The following is a 25,333-nucleotide window of genomic DNA, read 5'->3' as shown; positions in this document are numbered from 1 at the left end:
CTTTAGGACACCACTAATGAACTACTATTTCTTTTTCTTAAATGCCATATCTACTGCTTTATAAGCGTTCACGTAGCCCGCTCCTACTTCCCATGATTCATAACCTTCCATTGTAGTAGCTGTATATTGTAAGATTTGCTTCACGTCTTTTGGTGATAGTAAAGGGTTAGCTTCTAACATTAATGCTATCACCCCCGCTACATGTGGTGCTGCCATCGATGTTCCGCTCATTGTTGTGTAGTACGGGATGTGTGCTGGGTCAAGGTATTCAACGTCTTTTGTTGCTCCTAATAATGTAATTGGTGAAATAACTCTTGTTGAAATGATGTCTACTCCAGGTGCTGTTACGGTTGGACGGTCTTCCCAGTTCCACGTTTGACCATCGATCGTGACTGTTCCACCCTTGTCTTTTACACCACGTGAAGAAAAGTCTGCTAGGTTGCCATTTTTATCACCCGCTGCAACTGTTACTACCCATGGTGCTTTTTTATAATTACCAGAGATCGTTGATTGGCCTGGGCCCGAGTTCCCTGCAGAGAAAACAGTAACAATCCCGCGGTCGTAGAGCATTTTTGTAGCAATGTTGATTGGATCATTCGGATCAAAATCTGTACCTGCATCACTTGTGGCGCCCCATGAGTTCGTGATGACACGGATGTTGTATTCATGTTGGTGAGTTAGTGCATAATCAAATCCACCTAGTGTATCTAGCATTGCAACGGCAGCACCAGATCCGTAGCCAATCAGGTTTGCGCCTGGTGCTACACCTTCGTACTTCCCGCTAGACATTGCACCTGTTCCACCAACAATGCCCGCTACATGTGTACCGTGTCCTGATGAATGGTCTGTAGTTGGTACATCTTCCACATACGTAATAGGCAGTAGTGAATTAATAGCATGAAGATTTGTTGAACCTAGTACGTTTTGAACTAGATGGTCACCATATTGAATGTCTTTGTGCGTTCCATCTACTCCACTGTCGTTAATTACGACACCAATGCCTTTTCCAGACACAGGTAAGCCGCCGTTTAACTGTCTCATTTTTTCATCAGTGCGCACTAGATCAACACCGGTTAGGTCGGTCGCCTCTTCGTTGTTAAAAAGTAAACTTTTATTCAAATAGATGGAGTGTACTTGACTTTTGTTAGAAAGCTTTAGAATTTGGCTTGGGGTTGCAAGTGCTCCAGCCATTGGTAAGCTTTGAAATGTATAGCCTTGCGTTATTCCTACACCCTTTAAAATCTCAAGGTAATTGTTTGTAGGACTGTTTTCTGATTTAAAAGTAACAATGACTTCTTGTAACTCTGTAGTTATAGATAATAAGTTTAGTAGGCTGGGATCGATGATGGAGGTTTCGCTTAGAGATATTGCTTTTGAAGATGAAGCAGGATAAATGGATCCAAAAATCGTTGCTATCGCCAGTAGCATTGATAGTAGTAGTGCTTTTCCTTTCATTTCGCCAACTCCCTTAACAGTAATCGTTTTCACTATTATCGCACCGTTTTGGGATAGGTACTATTCTGCATAGGGCATAAAAGGGGTGAGCGAAAGTACTATTTTTTTACTACTTAAGTAGTAGGGAGAGAACTCGTAGCTCATCTCCTCCTACCTTTAATACGTTTATATAGCTTGGGAGTTTTCCATATGTACACGAGAAAAAAGATGTAGCTAATAGCTATTACAATGGCCGCTACATAATACATCATGTAATATACGATAAAAAGAACGGTCATTACAATGACCCAAAAGATTCCAGACCCGCCGATTTTATTCATTAGCCGATGGGGGAGATACATTGGGTGCGCTTTTTCAATTGCTCTTTCAAGTAAAATTAATAGTAGTTTATTTTCTGGATCGAGTTGAGCTGCTTTACGGTAAAATTCTTTTGCTTCCTTTATGTCACCATGGAGTTCCTTGATCATCGCATTTTTTACTAATCTTTGAATTTCGGGACCTGAGTTATTTAGTAGTTTATCAATTTCGTTTTGGTTAGCTACCTCTGTTATGACAATATAGAATTTTTGAATGTGATTATTTACGATCTGATTTGTTGGATTGAGTTTAAGTGCCCTTTCCAATCTCTTTAGTGCTTCTTCCTCAAAGCCTTTGAGGAGCAACAAATACCCATACGTAGCATGTAGAGGTGCAGACATTGGGTTCGATTGGAGTGCCTCTGCATAGATTTGCCGAACTTCTAGATAGTTCTGACCGTTTACATCATTTTTTATTAAGGTTTCAAGATGATTGACAGCATCTTCATATTGCTCCGCTTTAATTTGACGGTCAATTAATTGTAATTCCTTTTGCCCACTAACAATATCCATTAAACGCACCTCATAATTGTAACTTTAGCTTTTCCTATAACCGGTCTATTCTCAATAAACTTAGTATAACACTTTAAAGCTGTTTTGATGTTAATTTGGGAAGGTCCTTTTCCACTTTAAAGCACCGGGGGTCAGGCCCCGGTGGACACATTTGTGCATAATAAAGGGTGTTATGTGTTCTTAATTAAGTTTTTATCAGATTTAGTTAAGTATTTGGGCTATTTTGTTAAGTATTTTATGAATTTTGTTAAGTAAATTGTGTTTTTTGTTAAGTATTTGGTGATTTTAAGTAAGTATTGCCAATTAAATGGAAATAACCAAGAGCAATACCTAATAAAACCACCTAAAAAGGATGAAATCCCGTTGATTTCATCCTTCATCTCTACCTATTAGAATGTTTTCCCCATATCCTTCGCTCTAGCAATGGCATTTGCCTTAATTTCTTCTGCTTTGTCTGGCATTGCAGCATGTCCTTCGACAAATAAGCCTTCAAATGATGGCACTCCGAAGAATTGCATCATGATATCGAGGTAGCGGTGACCCATTTCCATGGCTGCAGCTGGTCCTTCTGAGTAGATTCCGCCCCTCGCTTGAATATGGAGTGCTTTTTTATCTGTTAATAGTCCCACTGGTCCTTTTTCCGTATACTTAAAGGTTTTTCCCGCGACAGCAACAGAATCAATATAAGCCTTCATCACTGGTGGGAAAGAGAAGTTCCATAGTGGTGTGACAAAAACATACTTGTCTGCTGCAATAAACTGCTCACAAAGTTCGGATAGTCGGCCCACTTTTGTTTTTTCTTCAGCAGATAGAGCTTCGAAATCCTGACCAGACCGGAGCTTTCCCCAGCCACTAAAAACGTCAACATCAATTGCCGGTACATCTATTGAATATAAATCAAGATTAATCACTTCATGATCTGGATTTGCCTCTCGGTATGTGTCGATAAACGCTTTACCTACCGCCATACTGTAGGACATTGTATCATCATGAGGGTGGGCTGTTATGTATAGGACTTTAGTCATCACTAATCATTCCTCTCGTCTGTTTGTGCATTTTAGTTTTAGCTAAAAGAGAGAAACTAATGCTTTTTAAAAATAAAAAAAGATGTCTCACTAAAAGACACCTAGAAGGGTTATGTGTTTATTCGCTTTTCTCAAGAACATAAGGATTTCCACTTATATTCATTCTCATTTCTTCTGTAAGTACGAAGGTTTCGTTCGGGCTAGAAGCCTCGTAAGCCTCTGAATTTTGAATACTTCCATCATAATGTAGCGGTTTAGATTCCATCTGTATGTATTCACCTCCATACTTAGTATTAGCTATATTTTACTAATTATTTGCCACAACGGAAAGCTAATTTTTCAAACTATTTCAAATTCATATGGAAAACAAATTGCTCCCCTTTTCTCACCATTACTCGTATTCCTTTATCAACAAAGCCTGCCTTTTGGTAAAGATGTTGTGCTACCGAGTTTCCGTGGTTCACAGCAAGGATGATTTCTCTTTTCTTCGGAAAATGTTCCTTTACAAATGGAGGTAGTATCTCTAATGATTTTTTAGCAATCCCTTTACCTTGAAACAAATGGTTTACTGAATAAGCTCGTAAAAGAATAGCATCTTGATTATCACTGTATGTTTTAACACCCTCCCAGTCATGGAGGACAAAAAAGCCAGCTGGTTGATTCGCGTATAGGATAACAACTGGATGACGCTCCGAATCCGTTTCACATGCCTCTAATGCATCAGAAGGTAGCGCTGTAAATTCTTGCTGCTCTGGTGGCAGGTAGTAATCTTCCACAATAGTTTGGTACTCTGGTTTATAAAAACCTAATTGAATCGTTGTCATACATGTCCTCACTTTTTTTCAATGGTACTTCTAAAAATACTATTCTCCAACCAATCACAATTTCCTTTTCTCATTAAAAATCCACGTAGACATGTTTTTAACACCCACAGAATAAAATGAATAAAACAATTTCAGAAAGAGTGGAACGATATGGAGCCGATCATGTTTAAAGCATTTGCAATCACACATGAAATTGATTTGAACAAAATTGCAGTTCATTGCGGGATACCGAAAAAATTCACGTGGGAGGAACCGTTAATTTTAAGAGGTGATATCCTGCAGTCAATCCTTCCGCAAGAAGTGAAGGATACCCAACAGATTATGGTCTTTTCGTTTGGAAGCATTGTGTTTATCAATTACTCGGAACCCGCTGAGATTAAGAAATTTTTAACGTTTATCCAGTCCTTTGAGCCTGAAGTAGATTTAACTCATTTTGATAAGTATTCAGATGATTATTCATTGCATGTTAAGGAGACCGATCGAATTCAATACGATGATGAGTATGTAGTGGTGCCTACTTACGAGGAATTCTACCCAGAGTTGATTTCAACTGTCATTGCTAAATCAGTGGCTCTCGAGAAAACAGAAGAGCAGCTTGGAAAAATCCATGACAAGCTTGAAAATATGATTGATCGACTAGAAAAGGGAAAGTTACGAATTGGTAATAAAGAACTGGCACGAACAACTGCTAAAATTGTGCGACACGAGTATAATACCCTAGCCTATATCATGATTTTGGACAAACCAGATATCACATGGACGAGTAGCAATGCTGGGGAATTTTACGACTGCATGGTCGACTTCTTTGAGTTAAACGATCGTTATAAAATCCTAAAAAGCAAAACCGAAATTCTCTATAATATCATGGATGGGTTTTCTACCATAAGTCATTCAATTCGAGGCCTATTCGTTGAGTGGATGATCGTAATCCTCATTCTCTTTGACATTGCCTTAACTATTTTAGGAATTATCGGCCTGCTCCCGTACTAATTGTGTCAACCGGGGCCTGACCCCCAATGCTTTAAAGTGCAAAAGAACCAATGGGCTTTCCATTGGTTCTTTTCCTTTTGTTATACTTTTTTAACTTTTTCTTTTTTGGAATTAGGAAACAGATAGTAACTAAACGAAATAAGAAAATCAATTCCTAGAACGACTGACCATGTACGTAACGTACCCAGTAAGGCTTCAGTGTCTGTTGAGTTTCTTGCTAAATAATGCATTCCCATTAGCAAAGCAGCACCAATTAAATAAGCTAGTACATGTCTGAAAAAACCTTCTATTTCTTTCTTTCCACGTTCAACTCCATAAAGCTTCCCTGGTCTTTCATCAATTTTCAAAACATAGTATTTAAATTGTCTATCGGCCCATGTAATCATTTGTTTTCCAAAAGCTATTGATACCCCGATATAAATCGCGGCAAGTGCGTGTACAAATGTTGCCTGTCCACCACTTTTCAAATCAATTACAGTGAATACTAAAAGTAATAGGTCTATGAGCGGTGTTGAACCTAATAGCCAAATACTTAACTTCTCTTTTTTAAGAATATACCTTGTCACAAGTCCAGCTAAGATAAAGATCCAAAAGCAAATTTCTGCCAATATAATTAAAAAAGTAATCAATTTATATCTACTCCTATCTTTCTTGAAAAAGTAGCGTTTTCGCTTATGTTTAACAAATACTATATATTCGACTGTTTACAATAAATACCTTCTTTCTCTAGCCAGTGATACATTTTATCCCCTATACACAAATTGTTCAAACCTTTTTGAATAGATTGTGAACTAATTCACAAGTATATTGTGAAACTCTTCACAAGGGTTTATTATTTAGACATAGAGATAAAACAAATTAAATCCTTTAAGGAGTGAGTCAAAATGATTAACAACTTTTTAAGAGAAAATCGTATCGTAGCTGGAGTTTTAGCACTTATTCGTATATATCTTGGTTGGAGCTGGATGACAGCTGGTTGGGGAAAAATTACTGGTGGATTTGATGCAAATGGATACCTTGGAAATGCAGTTGCAAACCCAGTACTAGATAAAGGAACTGGAGAAGCCATCTACCCAATGTATAACGCGTTTATCGAAGGGTTTGCGCTTCCGAATGTGGGACTAATCAACTTCTTAATCCCTTGGGGCGAATTCCTTGTAGGTCTTGGATTATTACTAGGTTGCTTAACTACAGCCGCTGCATTCTTCGGAGTCATGATGAACTTCATGTTCATGTTCGCTGGTACTGTGAGCACAAACCCGGAAATGGTTTTACTTGGTGTAATTATCCTAGCTGCAGGCGCTAACGCTGGCCGCTATGGTGCAGACTTCTACGTACTACCATATTTAAGAAAAGTAGCTAATTTCAAAATCAATAAAAATAATAAAACAGGTACAACTGGTACTATTAAGGAAAAGCTTGCTTAATTTAAAAACTCCCCCCCCTTTTTAAAAAGGCTTAGAGATTCCCATTCTCTAAGCCTTCCTTATTGGTCTATAAACTTCCTAAATACGTAGTTTCAAGTTCTACTTCTTTTACTCCGTTCTCATTGTAGACCTTATACGCTTTGGCATTTGGTCTAGAGCTAATGATTTTGTGGAGTTCTTTGTCTATAAAATGAAAAGCTACACCATCGTCTGCTGCGAGTCCAGGGGTTATTTTTCGAGAGTCAACAAATGCTTGAAACGATGGTCTCCGATCCTTTTCTCCATCATAATGTGGACAGTTACTTCCTTCTAGCAGCCCTAAGCACTTCAACGCCTCAAGACGGTCTCCATAGGAATCTGTCACACCTTCTTCAAACCAGCAGATAGACCCAGCACTAACACCCGCTAGAAGAATTCCTTGTTCCCATGCTTTTTTAAAAATAACATCAAGATCCCACTCTTTCCATAGAACTAGTAGATTCTTCGTATTACCACCACCAACATAAATAATATCTTTTTCTAAAATAAAACTTTCTAAATCTCTTGTTGGTGGTCTGAACAAGGATAAGTGAGAAGGCTGACATTCTTGTTTTTCAAAAAAGGTGTAAAATCTAGAAATATAATCGTCCGAGTCTCCACTAGCGGTTGGAATAAAGCAGATTTTAGGATTGTTTTTGCCCGACTGATTAAGAATATAGGTATCTAGTAATGGATTTTCCGGCTCCATCGAAAAGCCGCCACCGCCCATGGCAATGATTTGTTTCATGTTCGTCCTCTCCTTTTTTCATCTTACAATATCAATTCAACAAAAAGGGATGAAACCCTGTGTAGATTTCATCCCGAATCTTTATTTTTCACCAGCTGTTTCTATCACTGGCTGTTTACCAATTGTAGAAGCATACATTTTCCTGCTAACAACCGTCTGTAAAATTAAAAACAGACCCCCCACTGCCCAATAAAGTGGCAATGCTGCTGGAGCAGTAAACGAGAAAATGACAATCATAATTGGTGAAAGTAATCCAATTAATTTAAACTGCTTCTGTTGCTCCACTGGCATTGTGCTTTGTGAAACCTTGAACTGTAGGTAGTAGACAACACCAGCTATGGCAGTAATCATGATATCTGGCTGACCTAGGCTAAACCATAGAAATGAATGTGTCGAAATTTCATGTGATCCACTGATTGCATAAAATAGACCCATCAAGATTGGCATTTGAATAAGGATCGGTAAACAACCCATGTTTAACGGATTTACACCATGCTTTTGATAAAGTTTAAACATGTCTTGTTGCAACTGCTGTTGTTCTGCTTTATCCTTTGATTCTTTTAGCTTTTCTTGAATGGCTTGCATTTCAGGTTTTAGGGATTCCATCTTCCCTTTCATCTCTTGCTGAACTCTATATTGCTTTAGCATAAACGGCATGATCACTAAACGAAGAACCACCGTAATGATGATAATCGCTATTCCATAATTATCGTTAAAAACACCAGCAATGCTCTCAATCGCTATGATAAAAGGTTCAACAAGGTATGTGTGAAATAGGTTTACATCACTCCCAGTAGTTTGCTGACAACCTGTTAAAAGCATAAAAATACTAACTAAAACCAAAACTCCAAATATCTTCTTCAACTCTATCTTCCTCCTACATTTTTAAACTTTATGAATGTTTAAGGAGAAAGAAAGAATCTTCGATATCAAGATCGGAGTATATGTATTTTTTAATAATGTGATGAATCCAAGTAACGACCCAATTTATCACTTTTGTATTTATCGTAAGTTTTGAGATGACGTATAATTCAAATTCATCTTTTATTGAAATATGAGAGTTTAGGCGCGTAAAGTTAGGATCCCATTTAAGTGTGTAAACAAGAGCAATGCCTAAGAGAATGCTCATATAAATTGTATAGATTGTTGAAAAATTCGATATTTCAAGCAATAAATCAAACAATATGATCACCTCTCGATTTGTGGGGCATTAGGTTTTAATGTCTCGCTTTGTTATGTATATACGATGGGGAAGTAGTTTAGGTTTCATTTTTTCTATATAGGTTATTCAGACAGGTTGCGCTCGATTTCTGAACAACGAGTTCGAATCCATAGCTTATTCAGACAGGTTGCGCTCGATTTCTGGACAACGAGTCCCAATCCATAGGTTATACGGACAGATTGCGCTCGGGTACTGGACAACCAGTCCGAATCCACTGCTTATTCGGACAGGTTGAGCTCAAGTACTAGACAACGAGTCAGAATCCACTGCTTTTTAAGGTTAACACGAGACCCTGCAGGCACTTGTGCGCTGATAGAGTTCCAGGTTTCCTTCGATAGCCAATGGATTCTTGAGAATAGCCCTATTCTTTCTTAAAAATCTCTTCAGCCCAAAATAAAAAAGGATGAACTCACAACGATTCATCCTCTCTTTCACATTCATTAATTCAAATTGTCATTCAAATGACGATTAGTAGCAATATTACCTTCTTGGTCAAGCAGATGACTCATTCCACGAACTAATGTATCATCTTCTAACAGGCTCCAAATGTGATAGCCTAAATCTTCTCGTTTTAATAACACTTCTTCTAACACTTGAACCGTTCCAAAGTCATTCAATTCATGTGCTCGCTTAATGGTTTTTCGTAACATGCCTTGAATTTTGATTTCATGCTCAAGGTCGTTTCGAAGGAAGTCACGCATTGTATAACGGCCTTCTGCTTCGTGTTTAATATACGAAATCTCATGTTGTGTTACAGGGTGGGCTGTTGGCACAACTCCTAAACGAGCAACACGTTCTCCAACATCATCGATGTGTTTTTGAGTTACTTCGATATGCTCATCTAAAATATGGTGAAGGCTACCAAAAGACTCAGCACCCTCCGTTAACCAGTGGTGCTTCGTATATTGATGTAATGCCACATTTAATGCACATAAATGTTCATCCAACTGTAAGCCCATTTCTAAGCGTGTCTCATATGGAAGACTAATGCCACATCCTTGTTTTTTGGCAGTTCTAGGCTCTTGACGAAGGATCATTTTATCCATATGTGGATTGTTATGTCCTGGCATAGCTGGGTCAAAGCCTGATTTTGATAATTTAAATTCATCTGGTGAAAATCCTTGCTCTTCTTGATTTTGCAATGTCGTTTCCTCTTTTCTAAAAGTTTTATTAGCTCATTCCTAAATTGCTTTGTACCATTTGATTCGTTTGCATTTGCGTTTGCTGATATGTTTGGATTTGTTTAGTAATTTCACTATTCGCAGCAGATGAAGATGTGTTATACCAGCCTTGCTGTGACATTAATTGATATGTTTGGTTTTGTAGATTTAATGTATCTTGTAAAAGTTGCTGAAACACTTGTCGTACTTCAGGGCAATTTGATTCTGTACAAGCTGTCGTATACTCTCTGGCAGAGCGTTTTAAATCAGCTAAGTATGAATAGACAATGTCTTTTTCTTGAAGTAAAGGCTGTTGATTCATGTTCGTTTCCTCCTTATTGCATTTTTGGTGCAAGTGATTCATGTTGCTGTAATGTTGATAACAATTGATCATAATGCTGTTGATGACGTTGTGATAATTGTTGAAATAGTTGCTGAACCGCTGGTGTTTGTGAATGTGATAAAGACACAACTGCTTGTTTAATTAACAAATCTTCATTCGACATAGAATCAACGATGTACTCTACTTCTTTTGTTGTCAGTGGCTGTGGCATGTTTTAGCCTCCTTTTTTATAAAATTACTCTATACATTTTTTCCATAGCAAGTTCATTTCATCACAGATACAAAGCGTTAAATACTGGAACAATTAGACTATCCCTTTTGCCTTAAATAGCGTTTGTCATTCATAAATAAGCTCCAAAAGTAAATAAAGCCAGGAAATAAAATCGCAAAGCCAATGATGTAGGTGATAAACACCGCTCTAAATGAATTTGGGTCCGTAAAAGCTGACTCGATTGTTACATTAGGATATATAATGTATGGCAAATGTGCTTTTCCGTAGACATAACTTGCGATTAAATACTGAATTGTAACGGCAATCACCGATAACCTCGGCATCCCTTTCACACCTTTTCGGAACGGGTTTGGTGCGTAAAGGCCAATTCCAACAATTAAAAAGAAGGCAACGGATAAGATCAGGAGTGGAAGGTCTTCCATCATTTTATCGAATAACCAGGTTGCCTCATTCTGTAATGTGATCATGATTAGAAAGGCCATCACTAGAGAAATAGGACCCATTATCTTACCGTCTCTGAGGTAAACACGGTATGCCTCCATTTCATTTGAAGCTTTTGAGTAATCAGCTAATAATAAAGATGAAAGAAAGAGTGTACTGCTTATAGCAAAGCCAATAAATGCATACACATTGGGACTTGTTAGTAACGCAGTAAGGTCTAAATTAGCTGTAATATCTTTAACATCTACATATTGCCCCTGCGTAACAGGCAGAACACTTATTAATATCCCTGGGATAATGATACCTGTGATACCCGAGATGTAGGTCAGTGGCTTTCGATAGTCAGTCGCAATATTTGAAAACACTAAGAATGCACTTCGCAATGCTAATAAAAGTAAAATCAAGCTTCCAGGGATAAGTAAAATTGTACCTAGGCTGTATGCAGCCCTAGGGAACAGGCTATAAACAGCAATAACTAAAGCAACGATGAATGTGTTGGTCACTTCCCACGTAGGAGATAAATAGCGGTTTGCAATATTCGTGGCTTTTGTTTTTTCACGGTTTATATAGACCATTGCCCAAAAGCCGGCACCAAAATCCATAGTCGCCATAATTGCATAGATAAAGACGAATCCCCAGAGTACGGTAATTGCGAGAAGAGCATCAGCCATACGCATAACCTCCTATGAATTTGAACTGAATAATGGGACTCCCTTTTTTTCTGCTCGTTCGAGATCGTCTAATTCTGTGTTTCTTCTAAAGAAGTAGAGCAATACCGAGACGACAGCAATCCCTAAGATAATGTAAACAATGATAAATGAGATGAATAATACGTTTAAGTTGGTAGCGGTCGTTGATGCCGCAGCAGTGGTTAGGACTCGGTAAATGACCCACGGCTGACGTCCTGTACACGCAAATACCCACCCAAACTCAATCGCAAGTACTGCCAATGGACCCATGGTCACTAGTCCCCAAAGCATCCACTTCGGATAGTAGTCTTTCTTTAGTATTTTTCGCCAAGCAAACACGAAAAGCGGTACTAAGATCAGCAGAGTGCCAATCCCAACCATTGCATTAAATAAGGTATGGACAAATAGCGGAGGCCACATTGCTTCTGGAAAATCATTTAACCCTACAACAACTGTGTCAAAGCTATCTCCAGCAAGATAACTCAGTGCCCAAGGAATTTCGATTCCCCACTTTATGGTCTGTGTTTCTCTATCCGTAAAACCACCAATGGCAAGTGGTGCATGTGATTGTGTCTCAAATAACCCTTCCGCAGCAGCAAGCTTCTCAGGTTGGTATTCATGTAAATATTGCGCGGCTTCATGTCCATTTGTCGCGGTAAAAAAGGCGAAGATTCCACCAACAATTAGGCTTATCTTTAGTGCTTTTTTATGAAAGTTATAGACGCGCGATCCTGCTTCATTTTTCATCATTTTATAAGCAGCCACTGATGTCACAACAAACGCCCCAACCACGTACGCTGATAAAGCAACATGCCCGGCTGTTACGAAGAAGCTTGGGTTAAAAAAAGCAGCCCACGGATCAATATCAACATACTGACCATTTTCATAACGGAATCCTCTTGGTGTCCCTTGGAAGGCATGGACATTTGTAATTAATACAGCTGAAGCTAGTGCTCCAATAGCTACTAGGGTCAAGCTTAGAATCCGCATCCACGGAGCAATTCTTTCGGCAGCGTATACATAGATTGACATGAAGAGTGCCTCAATAAAAAATGCATACATTTCAATTTGGAAAGGCAGAGGCATTACTCGACCGACCACTTCCATAAAACCGGGCCAAAGCAGAGATAACTGCACGCCGGCAATCGTTCCTGTCGGAATACCAACTCCCAACAGTACCGCAAAGGTTTTCGTCCAACGCTTGGCCATTACCACATACTCTTGATCCTTTGTTTTTTGATAAAGAAGCTCTGCAATTAACATCATCAATGGCAGGCCGACCCCTATCGTTGCAAAAATGATATGAAAGGCCATCGTTGTCCCGAATAATGAACGGGCTAACAGTAAGTCATCCATCTTACATACATCCTCTCGTGAGAGCCATGGGGACAGTCCCCCTGGTTCCTATCGTGATAACATCTTGATAATTATTTCCAATTAAACCATTAATATGTAAAAAATTTTTTCGTTGTGGAGGTGCCAAAGGGAGGTGCCAAGGTGGTGCCAAGGGGACGGTTCTCCTGGCCCCATGTCCACCAGTCTCAGTGCCTGTTTCCTTGCTCTTTTTTTGAATGAAACAAATTGTTCAAATCTTTATGAATAGATTGTGAACTAATTCACAAGTATATTGTGAAACCCTTCACAATCGATTATGATTTAAGTGTAAAGAAAAACAAATAAATCCTTCAAGGAGAGGATCAAAATGATTAACAACTTCTTAAGAGAAAACCGTATCGTAGCTGGAGCTTTAGCACTTATTCGTATATTTCTTGGTTGGAGCTGGATGACAGCAGGTTGGGGAAAAATTACTGGTGGATTTGATGCAGGTGGATATCTAGGAAATGCTGTTGCAAATCCAGTACTAGATAAAGGAACTGGTGAAGCCATCTACCCAATGTATAACGCGTTCATAGAAGGTTTTGCACTTCCGAATGTTGGACTAATCAATTTCTTAATACCTTGGGGAGAATTCCTAGTAGGTCTTGGATTACTTCTAGGTTGCTTAACAACTGCAGCTGCATTCTTCGGGCTAATGATGAACTTCATGTTCATGTTCGCTGGTACAGTGAGCACAAACCCTGAAATGATCTTACTTGGTGTGATTGTCCTAGCTGCAGGTGCTAACGCTGGCCGCTACGGTGCAGACTACTTCGTACTACCATATTTAAGAAAAGTAGCTAACTTCAAAATCAACAAAAATGATAAAACAGGCACTACTACAGGCACTGTAGAAGAAAAACTTGCTTAGTTTGATTCCTCCATTGCCCTCTAACCTCCCACCATACCCGATGGTGGGGGAGGGACTTTTTGAGAGTCATATATAAACATTAAAAGGCTTAGAGATTAGTTCTCTAAGCTTTTTCAATGTTTATCGTACTTGCTAGGTAAATAAAGAGTGTTAAGGGAAATGAAATGATTCTCTGTACCATTGAAACTTTATGTGACCTATACTGTTGATTTTGCTCTTTCGAGGGCTCATAAACTCATTTATGTGACCTGTACTTGTTCATTTTGCTCTTTCGAGGGCTCATATACTCATTTATGCGACCTCTATTTGTTCTTTTTGCTCTTTCGAGGGCTCATAAACTCATTTATGCGACCTCTACTTGATCATTTTGCTCTTTCGAGGGCTCATAAACTCATTTATGTGACCTCTGCTTGATTATTTTGCTCTTTCGAGGGCTCATAAACTCATTTATGCGACCTCTACTTGATCATTTTGCTCTTTCGAGGGCTCATAAACTCATTTATCCGACCTCCATTTGTTCTTTTTGCTCTTTCGAGGGCTCATATACTCATTTATGCGACCTCTATTTGTTCTTTTTGCTCTTTCGAGGGCTCATAAACTCATTTATGTGACTTCTACTTGATCATTTTGCTCTTTCGAGGGCTCATAAACTCACTTACGCCATCATATTATTGCAAATTTACTCCTATACCCATCTACCAGGATTATTTCAATAAAAAAATCCCGCCATTTTCTTAGCAGGATCCATCATCTATTTTAAATTATATAAGCTGCGATCCTAGTTTGTAAGGGATAAAAAATGCTTGGCTTATACATTATTCTCTATTTTTGCATTACGCGAGATTCTAGTTGTTCTGTAAGGTTCCTCTTACGTAATTCTTCTTCTAACATAGAAATGAACTCATGACTCAACTTCAATTCTATGGCACTATAATAAGCTTCAATTAACTTCGAATCTGATATCTTCAACTCTAGATTTACCCCTTTGTCTTTATTATTACTCTCTAGAAGTAATGATAGCATTAGCTAGTCAACCTGGCTCAGGCACTGCTTTGTTCTCTAAAACTTGTATGGCTTTTGATAAGCATTCATGGTAAAAATCTTCTTTACCTTCGAGTCCTTTACCAGCTATTGCTTGTTTTATTCTTATATAATTATCAATGATGTGCTCTGATTTCATGCCACGGCTGGTTAATAGTGTGTTTAACCACTCCGTATAATCAAGGAACGCTTGGTCATTGTTTAATTTATAGGCCACTTCAAGTGTATTAAAATGATGCTGATTGTCTTCACGGCATTTCTTTTTACCATGTTCACCGAATCTTGTAAGTAATTCGGGATAAGCAGCGTAAATATCGGATACAACCTCATCAATAATTGAATCTATGTTATAGGTGCTCATGTTGCCACCACCTTATATTGTTCCACTTTTGGTATCACTTGTGCAAGTTCTTGGTCCGGGTATTTTTTTTCAAGCTCATGAATTTTCTTAAATTCTTCACTTGTTACCCATTTCATATAACTCTCCTTCGTGTCGAAGGTTAATTGTACAGTTAAATAGTTTGGTTTCTTTTGATTTTGCAATAGCTGAAATTGCAAAAAACCCTTCTGCTTTGTCCACTGAGCGAGAACGGTTTTTATAGATCTGTATAACTTCCTCCACCTTATCCATTGCTGGAATTTCAAAGGTTGAATGAACAATATACACTTGCTTCATCTCCAAATCTATAGTTCTATCGGAAGTACAATAATAAAAGTAGACCCTTCACCAGGTTTACTTAGCACTTCAATAATACCACCATGGTTTTGAATAATTTTCAGACAAACAGCTAACCCAATGCCTGTCCCTTTTTCTTTTGTAGTAAAAAACGGAGTGAACAGTCTTTTCTTTGTTTCCATGTCCATACCTTTCCCATTATCTTGGACAGATATTTGCAGGGTATTTTTTGTAAGCAGGGTTCGGATGGTGATTTGACCATTTCCTGTATTTTCACTACCTTCAATGGCATCAAAAGCATTCGTAATTAAGTTATACATGACTTGCTTGATTTGCTTTGGATCGATGTCTATTACAGGGAGGATTTGTTCCTTCATATAATTTAATTCACAATGGAAATTTGAAGCTAAGCCTTGAGTAGAGTTGATCACTTCTATGATCATTTTTTGAATATTGACTTGCTCCACTTCAGGTACTGAAGGATTAGTAGTGCTCAGGTATTGATAGATTAGGTTATTTGCATGATCAACCTCTTCTAATGCAATATCTGCATAGTGGTCCTTTTCTACCTCAATTAGATATGGCTTCAGCAATTGAAGGAATCCACGAATACTTACTAGTGGTCTCTTTAACTCATTCGCGATACTAGCTGCCATTTTCCCGAAATTATTGAGGTTCTCATGGTGCATGACGACCTGTTCCATTTTCTTCAACGTATTTTCCATTTGCTCTTGTTTTTCTAACAATGTAAGATTCTCAGTTTCTAGTTGTTTTTCAAGCTTTGAAATAATCGCTTGAATCTGTTGGATGCTTTCTTGTTTTTCAATACAAAAAACAAAGATTCGAGCATCGCCTTCCCACTGAGTATATACATCATACAGAAGAAGAGAGTGATTTTTAGTCATTAAATTCAGTTCCATTTTTGAGCTAGCAAATACAGGTTTCATAAAGCGTTCTGCTTTTTTCCGACTGCCAAAGTCTACCAATTCTAAAAAGTTAGCTGCGGCTGGGAACTGACTTAATGCCTCTTCAGATCCTCCTGTTATGTTAAAATCAGCATCGATCACAAAAAACGGAAACGGAATAAACTCAAACGATTTTTTAAGTAATTGCATGTGGTTGATTACACAGCTTGTTATCTAAAAGCAATGCTTCAAGGTTGTATAAGTCTTTTAGTACAAGGACATTTTCAGGACAATCGCTTTCTAAATGATACAAGGATGTGATTCTCCCTCCTACGATAATTTTTGGTTCATACTCCAATTGGTCTATTCTTTTTAAAAATTCCGTAAGCGCTGGAAGATTGTAAATAAGGGAGACAGATATCCCAATCACATCTGGTCTCCATCTATTGGCATATATAATAGAATCATTAGTTGGTAGATTTGCTCCAAGATAACGAGTATCCCACCCATGTTCTTTGAACAAAGATGATACTAGCTTCATTCCTAGAGAATGTTGTTCTCCTTCGATGCAAAAGAGCATTGCCTTCGGTGTTGTACTAGTAGAATGTATCTCATTTTCTATACTACCATTAGCTGGTATCGTATCCAATGTATATCTAGAAATTAGTAGATTACAAACATTCGAAGCGACATGTTCATCTGCTACAGTAATCTCATTGATTTCCCACAAGTCCCCAACATAACGCATAGCTGCAGCTAATATATCTTCAAAAAGAAAGACACTGTCTCTTCCCTTAATCCACTCACTAATCAGCTTCCAGGAAGTGGACTCGTCCCCAATTAACATATATTGAACTAACTCTTTTATTCTATGATGATCCATGATTATTACACTCACCCGCCCTGTTTGTTATTTATTCAGGCTTGTATAAGTTTATTGCAAAGGATAATTATAAACAACATCTTTAGTTTGGTAAAGGGTAATGAGGATTTGTTATGTGGCTGGAGATTTTCGGACTGAGAGGCCGTTATATCTGTATTTGGGGCTATTTTTGAGTAGATTAGGACTCAGATACCGTTATTTGCTAGAATTCGAGGTAAATTGATCATGATTCTAGTGAATAGCGGCATCTGAGTCCGCTTTGCCTATCCAAAACCCTCTTTTGGAAGAAATAACGGTATCTGAGTCCACTTTTTTGAAGAATTGTAATCTTGGAGTCAATTTCGGAATTATTCGGGAGATAAGTGAACATTCGCGTTCGACTCAACAAAACTGCACCCCAATTGGTGCAGTTCCCCCCCTCAATTCGCAGGCGGCATAGGCACTAACTGTTTTTGCACAGCATAAATCACAACCTGTGACCGACTTTTCACATCAAACTTCTTAAAGATTTTACTAACATGAATTTTCACAGTTTTATCGCTGATAAAAAGCCGTTCAGCTATTTCCTTGTTGCTTAAGCCCTCTACTAAACACATAAGCACTTCACGCTCTCGTTCAGTAAGAGATGAATCCTGAACTTGCTCCTGTTGATTCTGTTGGTGGAAGCTTAATAGTTTCTTCGTCATCGAAGGGTGGATGACAGACTCACCGCGAGCTACAGTTCGGATCGCTTCAATGACTTGGTTGGAAGGAGCGTCTTTTAATAAATAGCCGTCTGCACCTTCTCGAATGGCTGCCATAAAAAATTCATCATGGCTATGCATCGTTAACACGAGAACTTTGATCCCCGGGTACTGCTTCTTTAAAATTCCCGTAACCTCTACCCCATTCTTTTTCGGCATGTTAATATCCATTAACACAACATCAGGCTGACAGGTCTTCACTTTTTCGATGGCATCCTCTCCTGATACAGCCTCACCTACAACGGTGATGTCATCTTCGAGTTCAAAAATATTACGTAAACCATCTCTTAACACGGCATGGTCATCCACTAACAGTAGCTTGATCATCTATATACCCTCCTTCTAATCCCATTTTTGGTACGGTTATTGTCACTTCTGTACCGACTCCCTCTTTACTATCAATCTGTAGAGTTGCATTAACTTTGTCCGATGCATCGTTCATTTGTAAAATACCAAAGTGAGGCTGATCTTGAGCTTTTATCATCGCTTGAAACAAGGAGAAGCCCTTGCCATTGTCTTTTATTTTTAAAAGAATATGTTCTGTCTGATAACTTAGAAGAATATCAATCTTTGTGGCTTCTGCATGCTTAATGCAATTTTGCAGACTTTCGTTACAAGTATCAAATAATACTTTTTCAACCATCGAGCTTAATTGAACTTCTTCTCCTCTAATCTCAAATTGAATTTCCTGTTGAAATTCATTTTTAATGGATTCAATTCGTTTCGTAATAGCTGTGATTAGGCCTACTCGTTCGGTTGGGTAGGGTCTTAAGGCATAAATCGATTCACGAACTTCTTTTAAACAACTACGGAGCTTACTAACACTGTCCCCCACGAGTTTAATGGCTTCGTCTGGATGCTTGGTGAATTTACGCTGTGAGGTCTCAAGCTTCATGACTGCCCCAGCCATCGTTTGTGCCACACCATCATGAATATCACGAGCAATGCGGTTACGTTCCTCTAGCAAAATACGTTTTTCTTTTTCATTAAATAACATTCTCGTTTTGATAACTGCTGCAAGTTGGTTGGATAAGGTGGCTATGGAGCTAATATCATTTTCCTCAAAGCTTTTCACTCTGCTTCTGCCTAGGACAAACATCCCGACGGTCTCATTTTCGATTACCAGTGGAGAGTAGACGACCGCTTTTATTTCTGAGGTAAAACACCTACCAATCTGCTTATCAGCCTTCCTTCGGTCATTGTAAATACTAGGTTTTTTCATATTTTCATAGATGTATAGAAGCTCGGCCGAGGGGGTGTGGTCCTTAGAGATTGGCCCAGCCTCCATCCGACGTTTCCACATTCCATCTTCTTTGACCCAGAGAACGCTAGCCTCGACTTTTATAAAATCATTAATACTATCCTTTAGGACTGCCGCCCATTCCTTGGTTGGTAGCAGTCGATTCAGTTCCGAGGTAATAGAAAAAAGTGCATCTAGACGCTTCTTTTCATTTTTTAACCGAACAATCACTGAGCTTAGGAGCGAGAGACCAACTAAAGGTGAGAAGAAAAAGAAGTATGCTGCTACGTCAATTTCTCCACGATTTTGACTTCCTAGGAAAAATAGCAGTGATCCATATACTAGGGAGATTGTGGCACTATTTAATTCCATCAGTGTTTTTTGTTTCCAGACTGAGAATGGATAAGGCTGTGGCCGAACAAGTAAAACGATGTCCACAAAGATGTTATTGAAAAAATAGAATAAGAACAGCAGCAAGAAATATTCTGCAATATTACTTGTGATTGTTGTTTGTTGGAGAAAAGGGATTTGCATATAATAGACTATTCGTTCAGCAAGTAGGAAGCTGAGCACAAATTGAGCTGGATTAAAGCTAATTGTCCTAAGTGGCCTGCGCTGAGCAATATTCACAGCCAATACGGCTAGGGCAAAGACAACAATTGTGTTTGATAGGCCAAATAGTATGTACAACACATAGACGAAAGGAAAGACAATCGAGCTAAATCCTTTCCACACTGGCATTGGGTAGTACTCACATACGGCTAAAAAAACGGTGAGAAGGATGAAGACGAAAATGTCTCTTGGTTTTTCTAAGGTAAACAAGCTTGTTAGGATGACGAGCCACCCAACTATACTAACGGCTGTCATGTACAATTTTGAAAGCTTCTCCCTATTCTGCAAGGTCATTTTTTGTTTCACAACGCTCCTCCTGTTTGGATGGGACATGGGTTTTATTAGAGCTAAAGTTAAGATACGATAAATAATTTCATATTATTCTGTTAATTTAATGTTAAAGGGAAGCTGTAAAAAGTACAATACAAAACTTTGTTTGATTCTTCGATTCTAGTTTGTGAATACACGAAAAAACCCAGACTGGTCGAATGGCAAGCCACTGACCAACCTCGGGTCAAACTTCTTTAAAAGAAGTTTGTTAAAACATTATCCCAAACATTCCACTCCACCGCTATTGCTCAAAAGATATATTTATGTAGTACAAAGGTAGTATGTAGATTCCGCATTAAAAACAGACCTGCTTAAATAAGCAAGTCCGAAAGATGAATATTAACTTTACCACTTTAAAGCACCGGGGGTCAGGCCCCAGAAGACACAATTTTTATCGCTTTAAAGCGCTGGGGGTCAGGCCCCGGGTTTTCCTTTGAGGTTTTTGGCGATGTCTTGTATGAGTTCATTTGCGTCTATGTTTTTAAGGTTTTCACCTTTGATGTATGCTCGAAGCATGATTTGCCTAAGTTTTTCTTCGGTTATGTTGTAGTTTCTTTCGTGGATGTTCTCTTTCCTATCCAAGTTTTGATTCACCTCGCTTGGAGTCTCTGGTAAAAAACGATCTTTAAGATAGTTTATAGATTTTTCGAGAATGTGTGACTAGTTATGGGGGTGCTATGATTCAAGCCTGGATTCTTTGGAGGCATTTCCATTCATTTTGAGGTATAATAAAAGGATGATGATTTTTACAAAAGGGCTTGGGGGACAACGTTCATGCTGCAAAATGAAGTATCGAAAGAACAGATTGAGCATTTTGCTGAAAAACTGCAGTCATTATATAAATACGATAACGAAGTAGACAGGAATCTCATTAAAAAAGGACTTGTTTTGTATCGACAGGGCAGTGTGTATAATGTAAACCTTGTTGGAAATGAGATTGTTGGACGGGTTCAGGATGTAACACCTGTTGATGTTACGCTTGATTTGGATTTTCTAGAGATGAGTTCATGTACTTGTCCAACTGGTGGTTTCTGCCGACATCAATTTGCGGTATTCTTCTCAGCCATTTCTACCAGTGGAATCGGTGTTGGAAAGCTTTTAGATGAATGGAAATCAGGTGGAGTGAATAAGAAGCTCACGCTTGCTGATATTCCGGTTATGAGGGCACGTGATTTAAAGCCTTTTGAAGAGGCTTCGCTAGAAAGCTGGGCTGCCTTTTTTGACTCAGAATACAAGAAGTTTGTTGGAGATCGCTCTGAAAGTGACTATTACTTTATTTCGAGCATTTACCATCGTTATTTTTCAACCTTAAAAAGTAAAGCACCAAGTGGCACTCAGCATAGACGCTTATTTATCATCTATGCTGGTATTACTAGTATCCAAAAGATTATTGAGATACTACCAAAACTAAAGCTAACCAATTACCAATTTGATTCTACGGTCAAACCGTATGTTCAAAATTTTGTGGATGCTGTTATAGATAATGCTTATGAATTGCAAGCTGTTACCTTCTCATTTTCTCTGGAACCTTTACTTGAAGAGATGCAGGAGAAAATTCGAGATGGTTTGCTTGAAAATACTTGGTTTCAATACGAACGTTTTCATTTGTACCGGATGCTTTGGAGTACGATTTTCAATCGGAAAAATTGGGTCGAGCGCGAGACTGAAGTTATTTTACAAATGAAAGAAGAAAATGGCTGGTCAGGTGGAATGGCTATGGCACTTGCACACTTATCCTTCCTCTCAAAGCGTGATCAGGAAGCAATCGAGTATTTAGAGTTATTAGATACCCCTGCCATTTACTATACATTTTGGTGGATGAATGAATTATCCGAGGAGCAACAGTGGGGTCGTTTACAGCTCTGGTTGAACTATGCGGATAAACATTTTGAAACGTTTATTCAAGGCTTGCACTCTTATGAAAGTCGTCGTCACATGACACGGACGTTTTTAAAAATGATTACGGATTATGCGTCTGAATATGATGAGAGTTTATATCTAAATATGATGAAAAAGCTGATGCCATATAGCTATATTGAGTTTACGACCTATTTATTTGAAGAGAAAAATTATCATGGTTGGGTAGAACTTCAATTGGCAGTTGGTTATGAAATAGAAGACCATGACAAATATATTTTAAAAATAATTGAAGATACCGATCGCGCGGCGCTACTACCGTTATACCATCAGGCCGTTTCAAAGGCATTGAAGCAAAAAAATCGCCCGAGTTATAAACGTGCTATTAGGTATTTACGCAAATTGCGGAGTTATTATCGTAAATTAAAGCAAGAAGAAGCCTGGGATGATTACATCACCAAGCTTTCAGCTAAAACAAAGAGGCTACGAGCTTTTCAAGAAGAATTACTAAACGCAAAATTTATAAGCAGCTAGGAGGTGACGTGGATGCTTGAGATTGGCTTAATGATACTAGATGCAGAATGGGTACCTGAAAAAGGCTTTTATGTTTGGTGTACGGATAAGGAGAACCATACTGTTGAGCTTGATAGCTGGCGTGACCGTGTATTCTCACGACACAAGGCATCTTTTTACGGCACTTTCCTTGAGGAAACATCGATTGGAAAACACGAAGCCGTTTTGTTATCACCTTGGCTAGCGTTGGATTTTTTTGCAAATGCCATGGATGGGTCTCTGCTGACGATTGAATGTAGTGGAAAGGTGCAGGAATACATGATGGCAGCAAAACCACTATATGAAGTTCTTGAATCTGGCGAGTTCATGCCTGACTTTTCACAGTGGCGTGAAGGTACATTTGGTTGGAAAACAGATGGAGAGTTAGATGAGTTTTCCACAAAATGGCTAAGTTCTTCTTTACTTGATTGGACCCGAGAGGATTCTGGGTTACGAGAAGCCTGGGAAGAAATCACTGAGGACTACCCTCTAATTGTTAGCACAGAAACTGACTCATTTGTCGATGAACAGAACTGGCTTGAACTGATTGGCTGGAAAAAGGATGAAACACCGTTCCAAGTTATTTTACGTATTGATGAACCTGAAGTAGACAATGGAAACTGGAAGCTTGAGACCATTTTACAAAATAAAAACGATTCCGACGACCAGATGGTTTGGCATGGTATTATGCCGCGTAAATGGGAGGCCTATGCTAACCGAGTCGAGCGCGATCATGAACTATGGGGTAAAATTGTTCCAACGCTTAAGGGTAGGTACGAAGGAATTGCTGGGGAGATTACTGAGCTTGAGGCTTGGGACTTCTTGATGGAGGATAGTCAGCGATTGATTAATGCTGGGGTAGAAATTCAGTTACCTGCATGGTGGCAGGCGATTAAGGAAGCTCAAATGGCTGTGAAGGCGAAGGTTAAAACTTCAGCTTCCACATCAGGTCGACAATCGTTTGTTGGTTTAAAATCCATCATTGATTTTGACTGGCGTTTTTCAACCAATGGGGTTGAACTATCTGAAGATGAATTTATGCAACTAGTTGATCAAAAACGCCGCCTGATTAATATTCGTGGAAAATGGATTAAATTAGACCCTGCGTTTATGAAACAGGTCCAATCGATTTTACAAAAAGCAAACAAGGAAGGCTTGCATTTCCGCGATGTGCTTGAACAGGAACTGTTACGCGGTGAAGATGGAGCAGCTGAAGGATTCGAGGATGACAACCGGGCCTTTGCCAAGATAGAAATTCAATTGAATCGTCACCTTTCAAATATGATTAAGCAACTGACCGAAATCACAGAACTACCAAAAGTGGATGTACCTACTAGTTTCAAAGGCGAACTCAGACCTTATCAGCAACACGGTGTCGAGTGGCTCTTGTTTTTACGTAGGTTCGGATTCGGCGCTTGTTTAGCCGATGATATGGGATTGGGTAAGACCATTCAGATGATTGCTTACTTCCTAACGGTAAAAGAACAAAGTTCTCAATCGAAACCAGCACTCATCATTTGTCCAACATCCGTTCTCGGAAACTGGCAAAAAGAACTTGAAAAATTCGGTCCTACATTGAATGTTCATTTGCATTACGGGCCTAATCGCGGTAAAGGTGAGGATTTCAAAGCTGCCGTTAAGGGTGCTGATGTTGTGCTCACTTCGTATGGGTTATCTCATCTTGATTTTGAGGAGCTTTCGGACCATGAATGGAGTACAGTTTGCTTAGATGAGGCACAAAACATAAAGAATGCCCACACAAAACAATCTCGTTCAATTCGAAAATTACATGGTGAACACCATATTGCATTAACCGGAACGCCGATGGAAAACCGCTTAACTGAGCTGTGGTCGATTTATGACTTTACGAATGCTGGCTATTTAGGTAGCCTAGGTCAATTTCAAAAGCGTTATGTCGCACCTATTGAAAAAGACCGTGATACTGAAAAAATCGAGCAGGTACAAAGGTTAATACGACCATTTTTATTAAGACGTACGAAGCTTGATAAAGAGGTTGCATTAAATCTACCTGAAAAACTAGAGCAAAAAGAATACTGCCCACTAACGGTTGAACAGGCTAGTCTTTATGAACAGCTTGTAAAGGATACATTTGAACAAGTTGAACAGCTTGCCGGCATGCAGAGAAAAGGGCTAATTTTAAAAATGCTAAGTAAGCTAAAGCAAGTTTGTGACCATCCTGCACTTTATCTGAAAGAAGGGCAACCAAAGGATATATTAGGTCGCTCAAGTAAGATGGAAAAGCTCAGTGAACTTGTTGCGAATATCCGCGAACAAAATGAAAGCTGTTTAATTTTCACCCAATATATTTTTATGGGAGAAATGATTCGAGAGGAATTGGAGAAGCAATTTGGTGAATCGGTCTTATTCTTAAATGGAAGTGTTTCAAAGGCCCACCGTGATGCGATGATTGAGGATTTCCAAGATGGCAAGCATTCGATTTTAATTCTGTCCCTAAAGGCTGGCGGAACCGGTCTGAACTTAACAGCTGCTAATCATGTAATCCACTATGATCGTTGGTGGAACCCAGCAGTTGAAAATCAAGCAACAGACCGAGCCTACCGTATCGGACAAAGTCGATTCGTTCACGTGCATAAATTCATAAGCACCGGAACACTCGAAGAAAAAATCGACGACATGCTCGAACAAAAACAATCACTCAACGACCAAATTATCCAATCCGAATCCTGGATCACCGAACTCTCCACCACTGAGTTAAAGGATCTATTTACACTAAGATAAATGCGGGGCCTGACCCCCAGCACTGTGACGCAGTAAAGCACCG

Annotated in this window: 25 protein-coding genes and 1 pseudogene; 5 read left to right on the top strand and 21 right to left on the bottom strand. The window is 38.9% G+C overall.

Annotation, left to right across the window (positions count from 1 at the left end):
* Nucleotides 1–24: 24 nt before the first annotated feature.
* From J2Z26_RS14940 to J2Z26_RS14920, 5 genes are all read right to left on the bottom strand, one after another.
* Nucleotides 25–1,455, bottom strand: coding sequence for a S8 family serine peptidase (locus tag J2Z26_RS14940; RefSeq protein ID WP_193534714.1), 1,431 nt, complete (start codon nt 1,453–1,455; stop codon nt 25–27).
* 140 nt (nt 1,456–1,595) lie between these two features.
* Complete coding sequence (locus J2Z26_RS14935) at nt 1,596–2,324, bottom strand: tetratricopeptide repeat protein (RefSeq protein ID WP_193534715.1); 729 nt, start codon at nt 2,322–2,324, stop codon at nt 1,596–1,598.
* Nucleotides 2,325–2,713: 389 nt separating this feature from the next.
* Complete coding sequence (locus J2Z26_RS14930; protein ID WP_193534794.1) at nt 2,714–3,349, bottom strand: FMN-dependent NADH-azoreductase; 636 nt, start codon at nt 3,347–3,349, stop codon at nt 2,714–2,716.
* A 118-nt stretch (nt 3,350–3,467) separates the two neighbouring features.
* A complete protein-coding gene (locus J2Z26_RS14925) occupies nt 3,468–3,614 on the bottom strand; it encodes a hypothetical protein (RefSeq protein WP_193534716.1) in 147 nt (48 codons plus the stop codon).
* A 79-nt stretch (nt 3,615–3,693) separates the two neighbouring features.
* On the bottom strand, nt 3,694–4,173 hold the full coding sequence (locus J2Z26_RS14920) for a GNAT family N-acetyltransferase (protein WP_193534717.1): 480 nt from the start codon (nt 4,171–4,173) through the stop codon (nt 3,694–3,696).
* Nucleotides 4,174–4,323: 150 nt separating this feature from the next.
* Here J2Z26_RS14920 and J2Z26_RS14915 point away from each other — a divergent pair, with 150 nt between their 5' ends.
* Complete coding sequence (locus J2Z26_RS14915; protein ID WP_193534718.1) at nt 4,324–5,163, top strand: RMD1 family protein; 840 nt, start codon at nt 4,324–4,326, stop codon at nt 5,161–5,163.
* A gap of 80 nt (nt 5,164–5,243) precedes the next feature.
* Here J2Z26_RS14915 and J2Z26_RS14910 read toward each other — a convergent pair whose 3' ends face one another.
* Nucleotides 5,244–5,792, bottom strand: a complete 549-nt coding sequence (locus tag J2Z26_RS14910; RefSeq protein ID WP_193534719.1) for a hypothetical protein — start codon at nt 5,790–5,792, stop codon at nt 5,244–5,246.
* 255 nt (nt 5,793–6,047) lie between these two features.
* Between J2Z26_RS14910 and J2Z26_RS14905 the strand changes: the two genes are divergently transcribed.
* Entirely contained in the window at nt 6,048–6,590 is a 543-nt protein-coding gene (locus tag J2Z26_RS14905; protein ID WP_193534720.1) for a DoxX family membrane protein, read from the top strand.
* Nucleotides 6,591–6,657: 67 nt separating this feature from the next.
* Here J2Z26_RS14905 and J2Z26_RS14900 read toward each other — a convergent pair whose 3' ends face one another.
* The 7 genes from J2Z26_RS14900 to J2Z26_RS14870 all read right to left on the bottom strand — a co-directional run bounded on the left by J2Z26_RS14900 (nt 6,658) and on the right by J2Z26_RS14870 (nt 12,799).
* Nucleotides 6,658–7,356, bottom strand: a complete 699-nt coding sequence (locus J2Z26_RS14900) for a Type 1 glutamine amidotransferase-like domain-containing protein (RefSeq protein ID WP_193534721.1) — start codon at nt 7,354–7,356, stop codon at nt 6,658–6,660.
* 81 nt (nt 7,357–7,437) lie between these two features.
* Complete coding sequence (gene yidC, locus J2Z26_RS14895) at nt 7,438–8,220, bottom strand: membrane protein insertase YidC (RefSeq protein ID WP_227413605.1); 783 nt, start codon at nt 8,218–8,220, stop codon at nt 7,438–7,440.
* 798 nt (nt 8,221–9,018) lie between these two features.
* Nucleotides 9,019–9,720 carry a Dps family protein gene (locus J2Z26_RS14890; RefSeq protein ID WP_209794363.1) on the bottom strand — a complete coding sequence of 234 codons (702 nt, stop codon included), beginning with the start codon at nt 9,718–9,720 and terminating at the stop codon, nt 9,019–9,021.
* A 28-nt stretch (nt 9,721–9,748) separates the two neighbouring features.
* Nucleotides 9,749–10,060: a spore coat protein gene (locus J2Z26_RS14885; protein WP_193534722.1), complete on the bottom strand. Its 312-nt coding sequence runs from the start codon at nt 10,058–10,060 to the stop codon at nt 9,749–9,751.
* Between the two features lie 13 nt (nt 10,061–10,073).
* Nucleotides 10,074–10,292 carry a hypothetical protein gene (locus tag J2Z26_RS14880; RefSeq protein WP_193534723.1) on the bottom strand — a complete coding sequence of 73 codons (219 nt, stop codon included), beginning with the start codon at nt 10,290–10,292 and terminating at the stop codon, nt 10,074–10,076.
* A gap of 98 nt (nt 10,293–10,390) precedes the next feature.
* Nucleotides 10,391–11,425 carry a cytochrome d ubiquinol oxidase subunit II gene (locus J2Z26_RS14875; RefSeq protein WP_193534724.1) on the bottom strand — a complete coding sequence of 345 codons (1,035 nt, stop codon included), beginning with the start codon at nt 11,423–11,425 and terminating at the stop codon, nt 10,391–10,393.
* A gap of 12 nt (nt 11,426–11,437) precedes the next feature.
* Complete coding sequence (locus J2Z26_RS14870) at nt 11,438–12,799, bottom strand: cytochrome ubiquinol oxidase subunit I (protein WP_193534725.1); 1,362 nt, start codon at nt 12,797–12,799, stop codon at nt 11,438–11,440.
* A gap of 346 nt (nt 12,800–13,145) precedes the next feature.
* Here J2Z26_RS14870 and J2Z26_RS14865 point away from each other — a divergent pair, with 346 nt between their 5' ends.
* A complete protein-coding gene (locus J2Z26_RS14865) occupies nt 13,146–13,691 on the top strand; it encodes a DoxX family membrane protein (protein ID WP_193534726.1) in 546 nt (181 codons plus the stop codon).
* 822 nt (nt 13,692–14,513) lie between these two features.
* Here the strand turns inward: J2Z26_RS14865 and sda are convergent.
* The 8 genes and pseudogenes from sda to J2Z26_RS14825 form a co-directional block, all read right to left on the bottom strand.
* Complete coding sequence (sda, locus tag J2Z26_RS14860) at nt 14,514–14,714, bottom strand: sporulation histidine kinase inhibitor Sda (RefSeq protein WP_193534727.1); 201 nt, start codon at nt 14,712–14,714, stop codon at nt 14,514–14,516.
* A gap of 7 nt (nt 14,715–14,721) precedes the next feature.
* Nucleotides 14,722–15,093 (bottom strand): hypothetical protein, encoded by a 372-nt coding sequence (locus J2Z26_RS14855; RefSeq protein ID WP_193534728.1) that lies wholly within the window; start codon nt 15,091–15,093, stop codon nt 14,722–14,724.
* Nucleotides 15,090–15,399: pseudogene (locus J2Z26_RS14850) on the bottom strand (antibiotic biosynthesis monooxygenase family protein). Before J2Z26_RS14850 ends, J2Z26_RS14855 begins: the two are co-directional and overlap by 4 nt.
* Nucleotides 15,400–15,416: 17 nt before the next feature.
* Entirely contained in the window at nt 15,417–16,523 is a 1,107-nt protein-coding gene (locus tag J2Z26_RS14845; protein WP_193534729.1) for a two-component system sensor histidine kinase NtrB, read from the bottom strand.
* Nucleotides 16,510–17,196: a cobalamin B12-binding domain-containing protein gene (locus J2Z26_RS14840; RefSeq protein WP_193534730.1), complete on the bottom strand. Its 687-nt coding sequence runs from the start codon at nt 17,194–17,196 to the stop codon at nt 16,510–16,512. Before J2Z26_RS14840 ends, J2Z26_RS14845 begins: the two co-directional genes overlap by 14 nt.
* A 419-nt stretch (nt 17,197–17,615) precedes the next feature.
* Nucleotides 17,616–18,266 carry a response regulator gene (locus tag J2Z26_RS14835; protein ID WP_193534731.1) on the bottom strand — a complete coding sequence of 217 codons (651 nt, stop codon included), beginning with the start codon at nt 18,264–18,266 and terminating at the stop codon, nt 17,616–17,618.
* Nucleotides 18,241–20,097, bottom strand: coding sequence for a GAF domain-containing sensor histidine kinase (locus J2Z26_RS14830; protein WP_319638018.1), 1,857 nt, complete (start codon nt 20,095–20,097; stop codon nt 18,241–18,243). The genes J2Z26_RS14835 and J2Z26_RS14830 overlap by 26 nt, the downstream gene beginning before the upstream one ends.
* A 438-nt stretch (nt 20,098–20,535) precedes the next feature.
* A complete protein-coding gene (locus J2Z26_RS14825) occupies nt 20,536–20,703 on the bottom strand; it encodes a YwzD family small protein (protein ID WP_193534733.1) in 168 nt (55 codons plus the stop codon).
* A 192-nt stretch (nt 20,704–20,895) separates the two neighbouring features.
* On the opposite strand from J2Z26_RS14825, the gene J2Z26_RS14820 reads away from it, so the two are divergent.
* Complete coding sequence (locus J2Z26_RS14820) at nt 20,896–22,512, top strand: SWIM zinc finger family protein (protein WP_193534734.1); 1,617 nt, start codon at nt 20,896–20,898, stop codon at nt 22,510–22,512.
* Nucleotides 22,513–22,524: 12 nt separating this feature from the next.
* Nucleotides 22,525–25,290 carry a DEAD/DEAH box helicase gene (locus J2Z26_RS14815; RefSeq protein WP_193534735.1) on the top strand — a complete coding sequence of 922 codons (2,766 nt, stop codon included), beginning with the start codon at nt 22,525–22,527 and terminating at the stop codon, nt 25,288–25,290.
* Nucleotides 25,291–25,333 lie beyond the last annotated feature (43 nt).

This window comes from Cytobacillus luteolus, from assembly GCF_017873715.1.
GTDB classification, from domain to species: Bacteria; Bacillota; Bacilli; order Bacillales; family Bacillaceae_L; genus Bacillus_BV; species Bacillus_BV luteola.
This window is presented reverse-complemented; position numbering and strand designations above follow the sequence as displayed.

Coding starts and splice junctions, on each gene's coding strand:
- J2Z26_RS14940 (WP_193534714.1), bottom strand. CDS start 1,455: ATGAAAGGAAAAGCACTACTACTATCAATGCTACTGGCGATAGCAACG.
- J2Z26_RS14935 (WP_193534715.1), bottom strand. CDS start 2,324: ATGGATATTGTTAGTGGGCAAAAGGAATTACAATTAATTGACCGTCAA.
- J2Z26_RS14930 (WP_193534794.1), bottom strand. CDS start 3,349: ATGACTAAAGTCCTATACATAACAGCCCACCCTCATGATGATACAATG.
- J2Z26_RS14925 (WP_193534716.1), bottom strand. CDS start 3,614: ATGGAATCTAAACCGCTACATTATGATGGAAGTATTCAAAATTCAGAG.
- J2Z26_RS14920 (WP_193534717.1), bottom strand. CDS start 4,173: ATGACAACGATTCAATTAGGTTTTTATAAACCAGAGTACCAAACTATT.
- J2Z26_RS14915 (WP_193534718.1), top strand. CDS start 4,324: ATGGAGCCGATCATGTTTAAAGCATTTGCAATCACACATGAAATTGAT.
- J2Z26_RS14905 (WP_193534720.1), top strand. CDS start 6,048: ATGATTAACAACTTTTTAAGAGAAAATCGTATCGTAGCTGGAGTTTTA.
- J2Z26_RS14900 (WP_193534721.1), bottom strand. CDS start 7,356: ATGAAACAAATCATTGCCATGGGCGGTGGCGGCTTTTCGATGGAGCCG.
- J2Z26_RS14885 (WP_193534722.1), bottom strand. CDS start 10,060: ATGAATCAACAGCCTTTACTTCAAGAAAAAGACATTGTCTATTCATAC.
- J2Z26_RS14880 (WP_193534723.1), bottom strand. CDS start 10,292: ATGCCACAGCCACTGACAACAAAAGAAGTAGAGTACATCGTTGATTCT.
- J2Z26_RS14875 (WP_193534724.1), bottom strand. CDS start 11,425: ATGGCTGATGCTCTTCTCGCAATTACCGTACTCTGGGGATTCGTCTTT.
- J2Z26_RS14870 (WP_193534725.1), bottom strand. CDS start 12,799: ATGGATGACTTACTGTTAGCCCGTTCATTATTCGGGACAACGATGGCC.
- J2Z26_RS14865 (WP_193534726.1), top strand. CDS start 13,146: ATGATTAACAACTTCTTAAGAGAAAACCGTATCGTAGCTGGAGCTTTA.
- sda (WP_193534727.1), bottom strand. CDS start 14,714: ATGCTATCATTACTTCTAGAGAGTAATAATAAAGACAAAGGGGTAAAT.
- J2Z26_RS14855 (WP_193534728.1), bottom strand. CDS start 15,093: ATGAGCACCTATAACATAGATTCAATTATTGATGAGGTTGTATCCGAT.
- J2Z26_RS14845 (WP_193534729.1), bottom strand. CDS start 16,523: ATGCAATTACTTAAAAAATCGTTTGAGTTTATTCCGTTTCCGTTTTTT.
- J2Z26_RS14840 (WP_193534730.1), bottom strand. CDS start 17,196: ATGGATCATCATAGAATAAAAGAGTTAGTTCAATATATGTTAATTGGG.
- J2Z26_RS14835 (WP_193534731.1), bottom strand. CDS start 18,266: ATGATCAAGCTACTGTTAGTGGATGACCATGCCGTGTTAAGAGATGGT.
- J2Z26_RS14820 (WP_193534734.1), top strand. CDS start 20,896: ATGCTGCAAAATGAAGTATCGAAAGAACAGATTGAGCATTTTGCTGAA.
- J2Z26_RS14815 (WP_193534735.1), top strand. CDS start 22,525: ATGCTTGAGATTGGCTTAATGATACTAGATGCAGAATGGGTACCTGAA.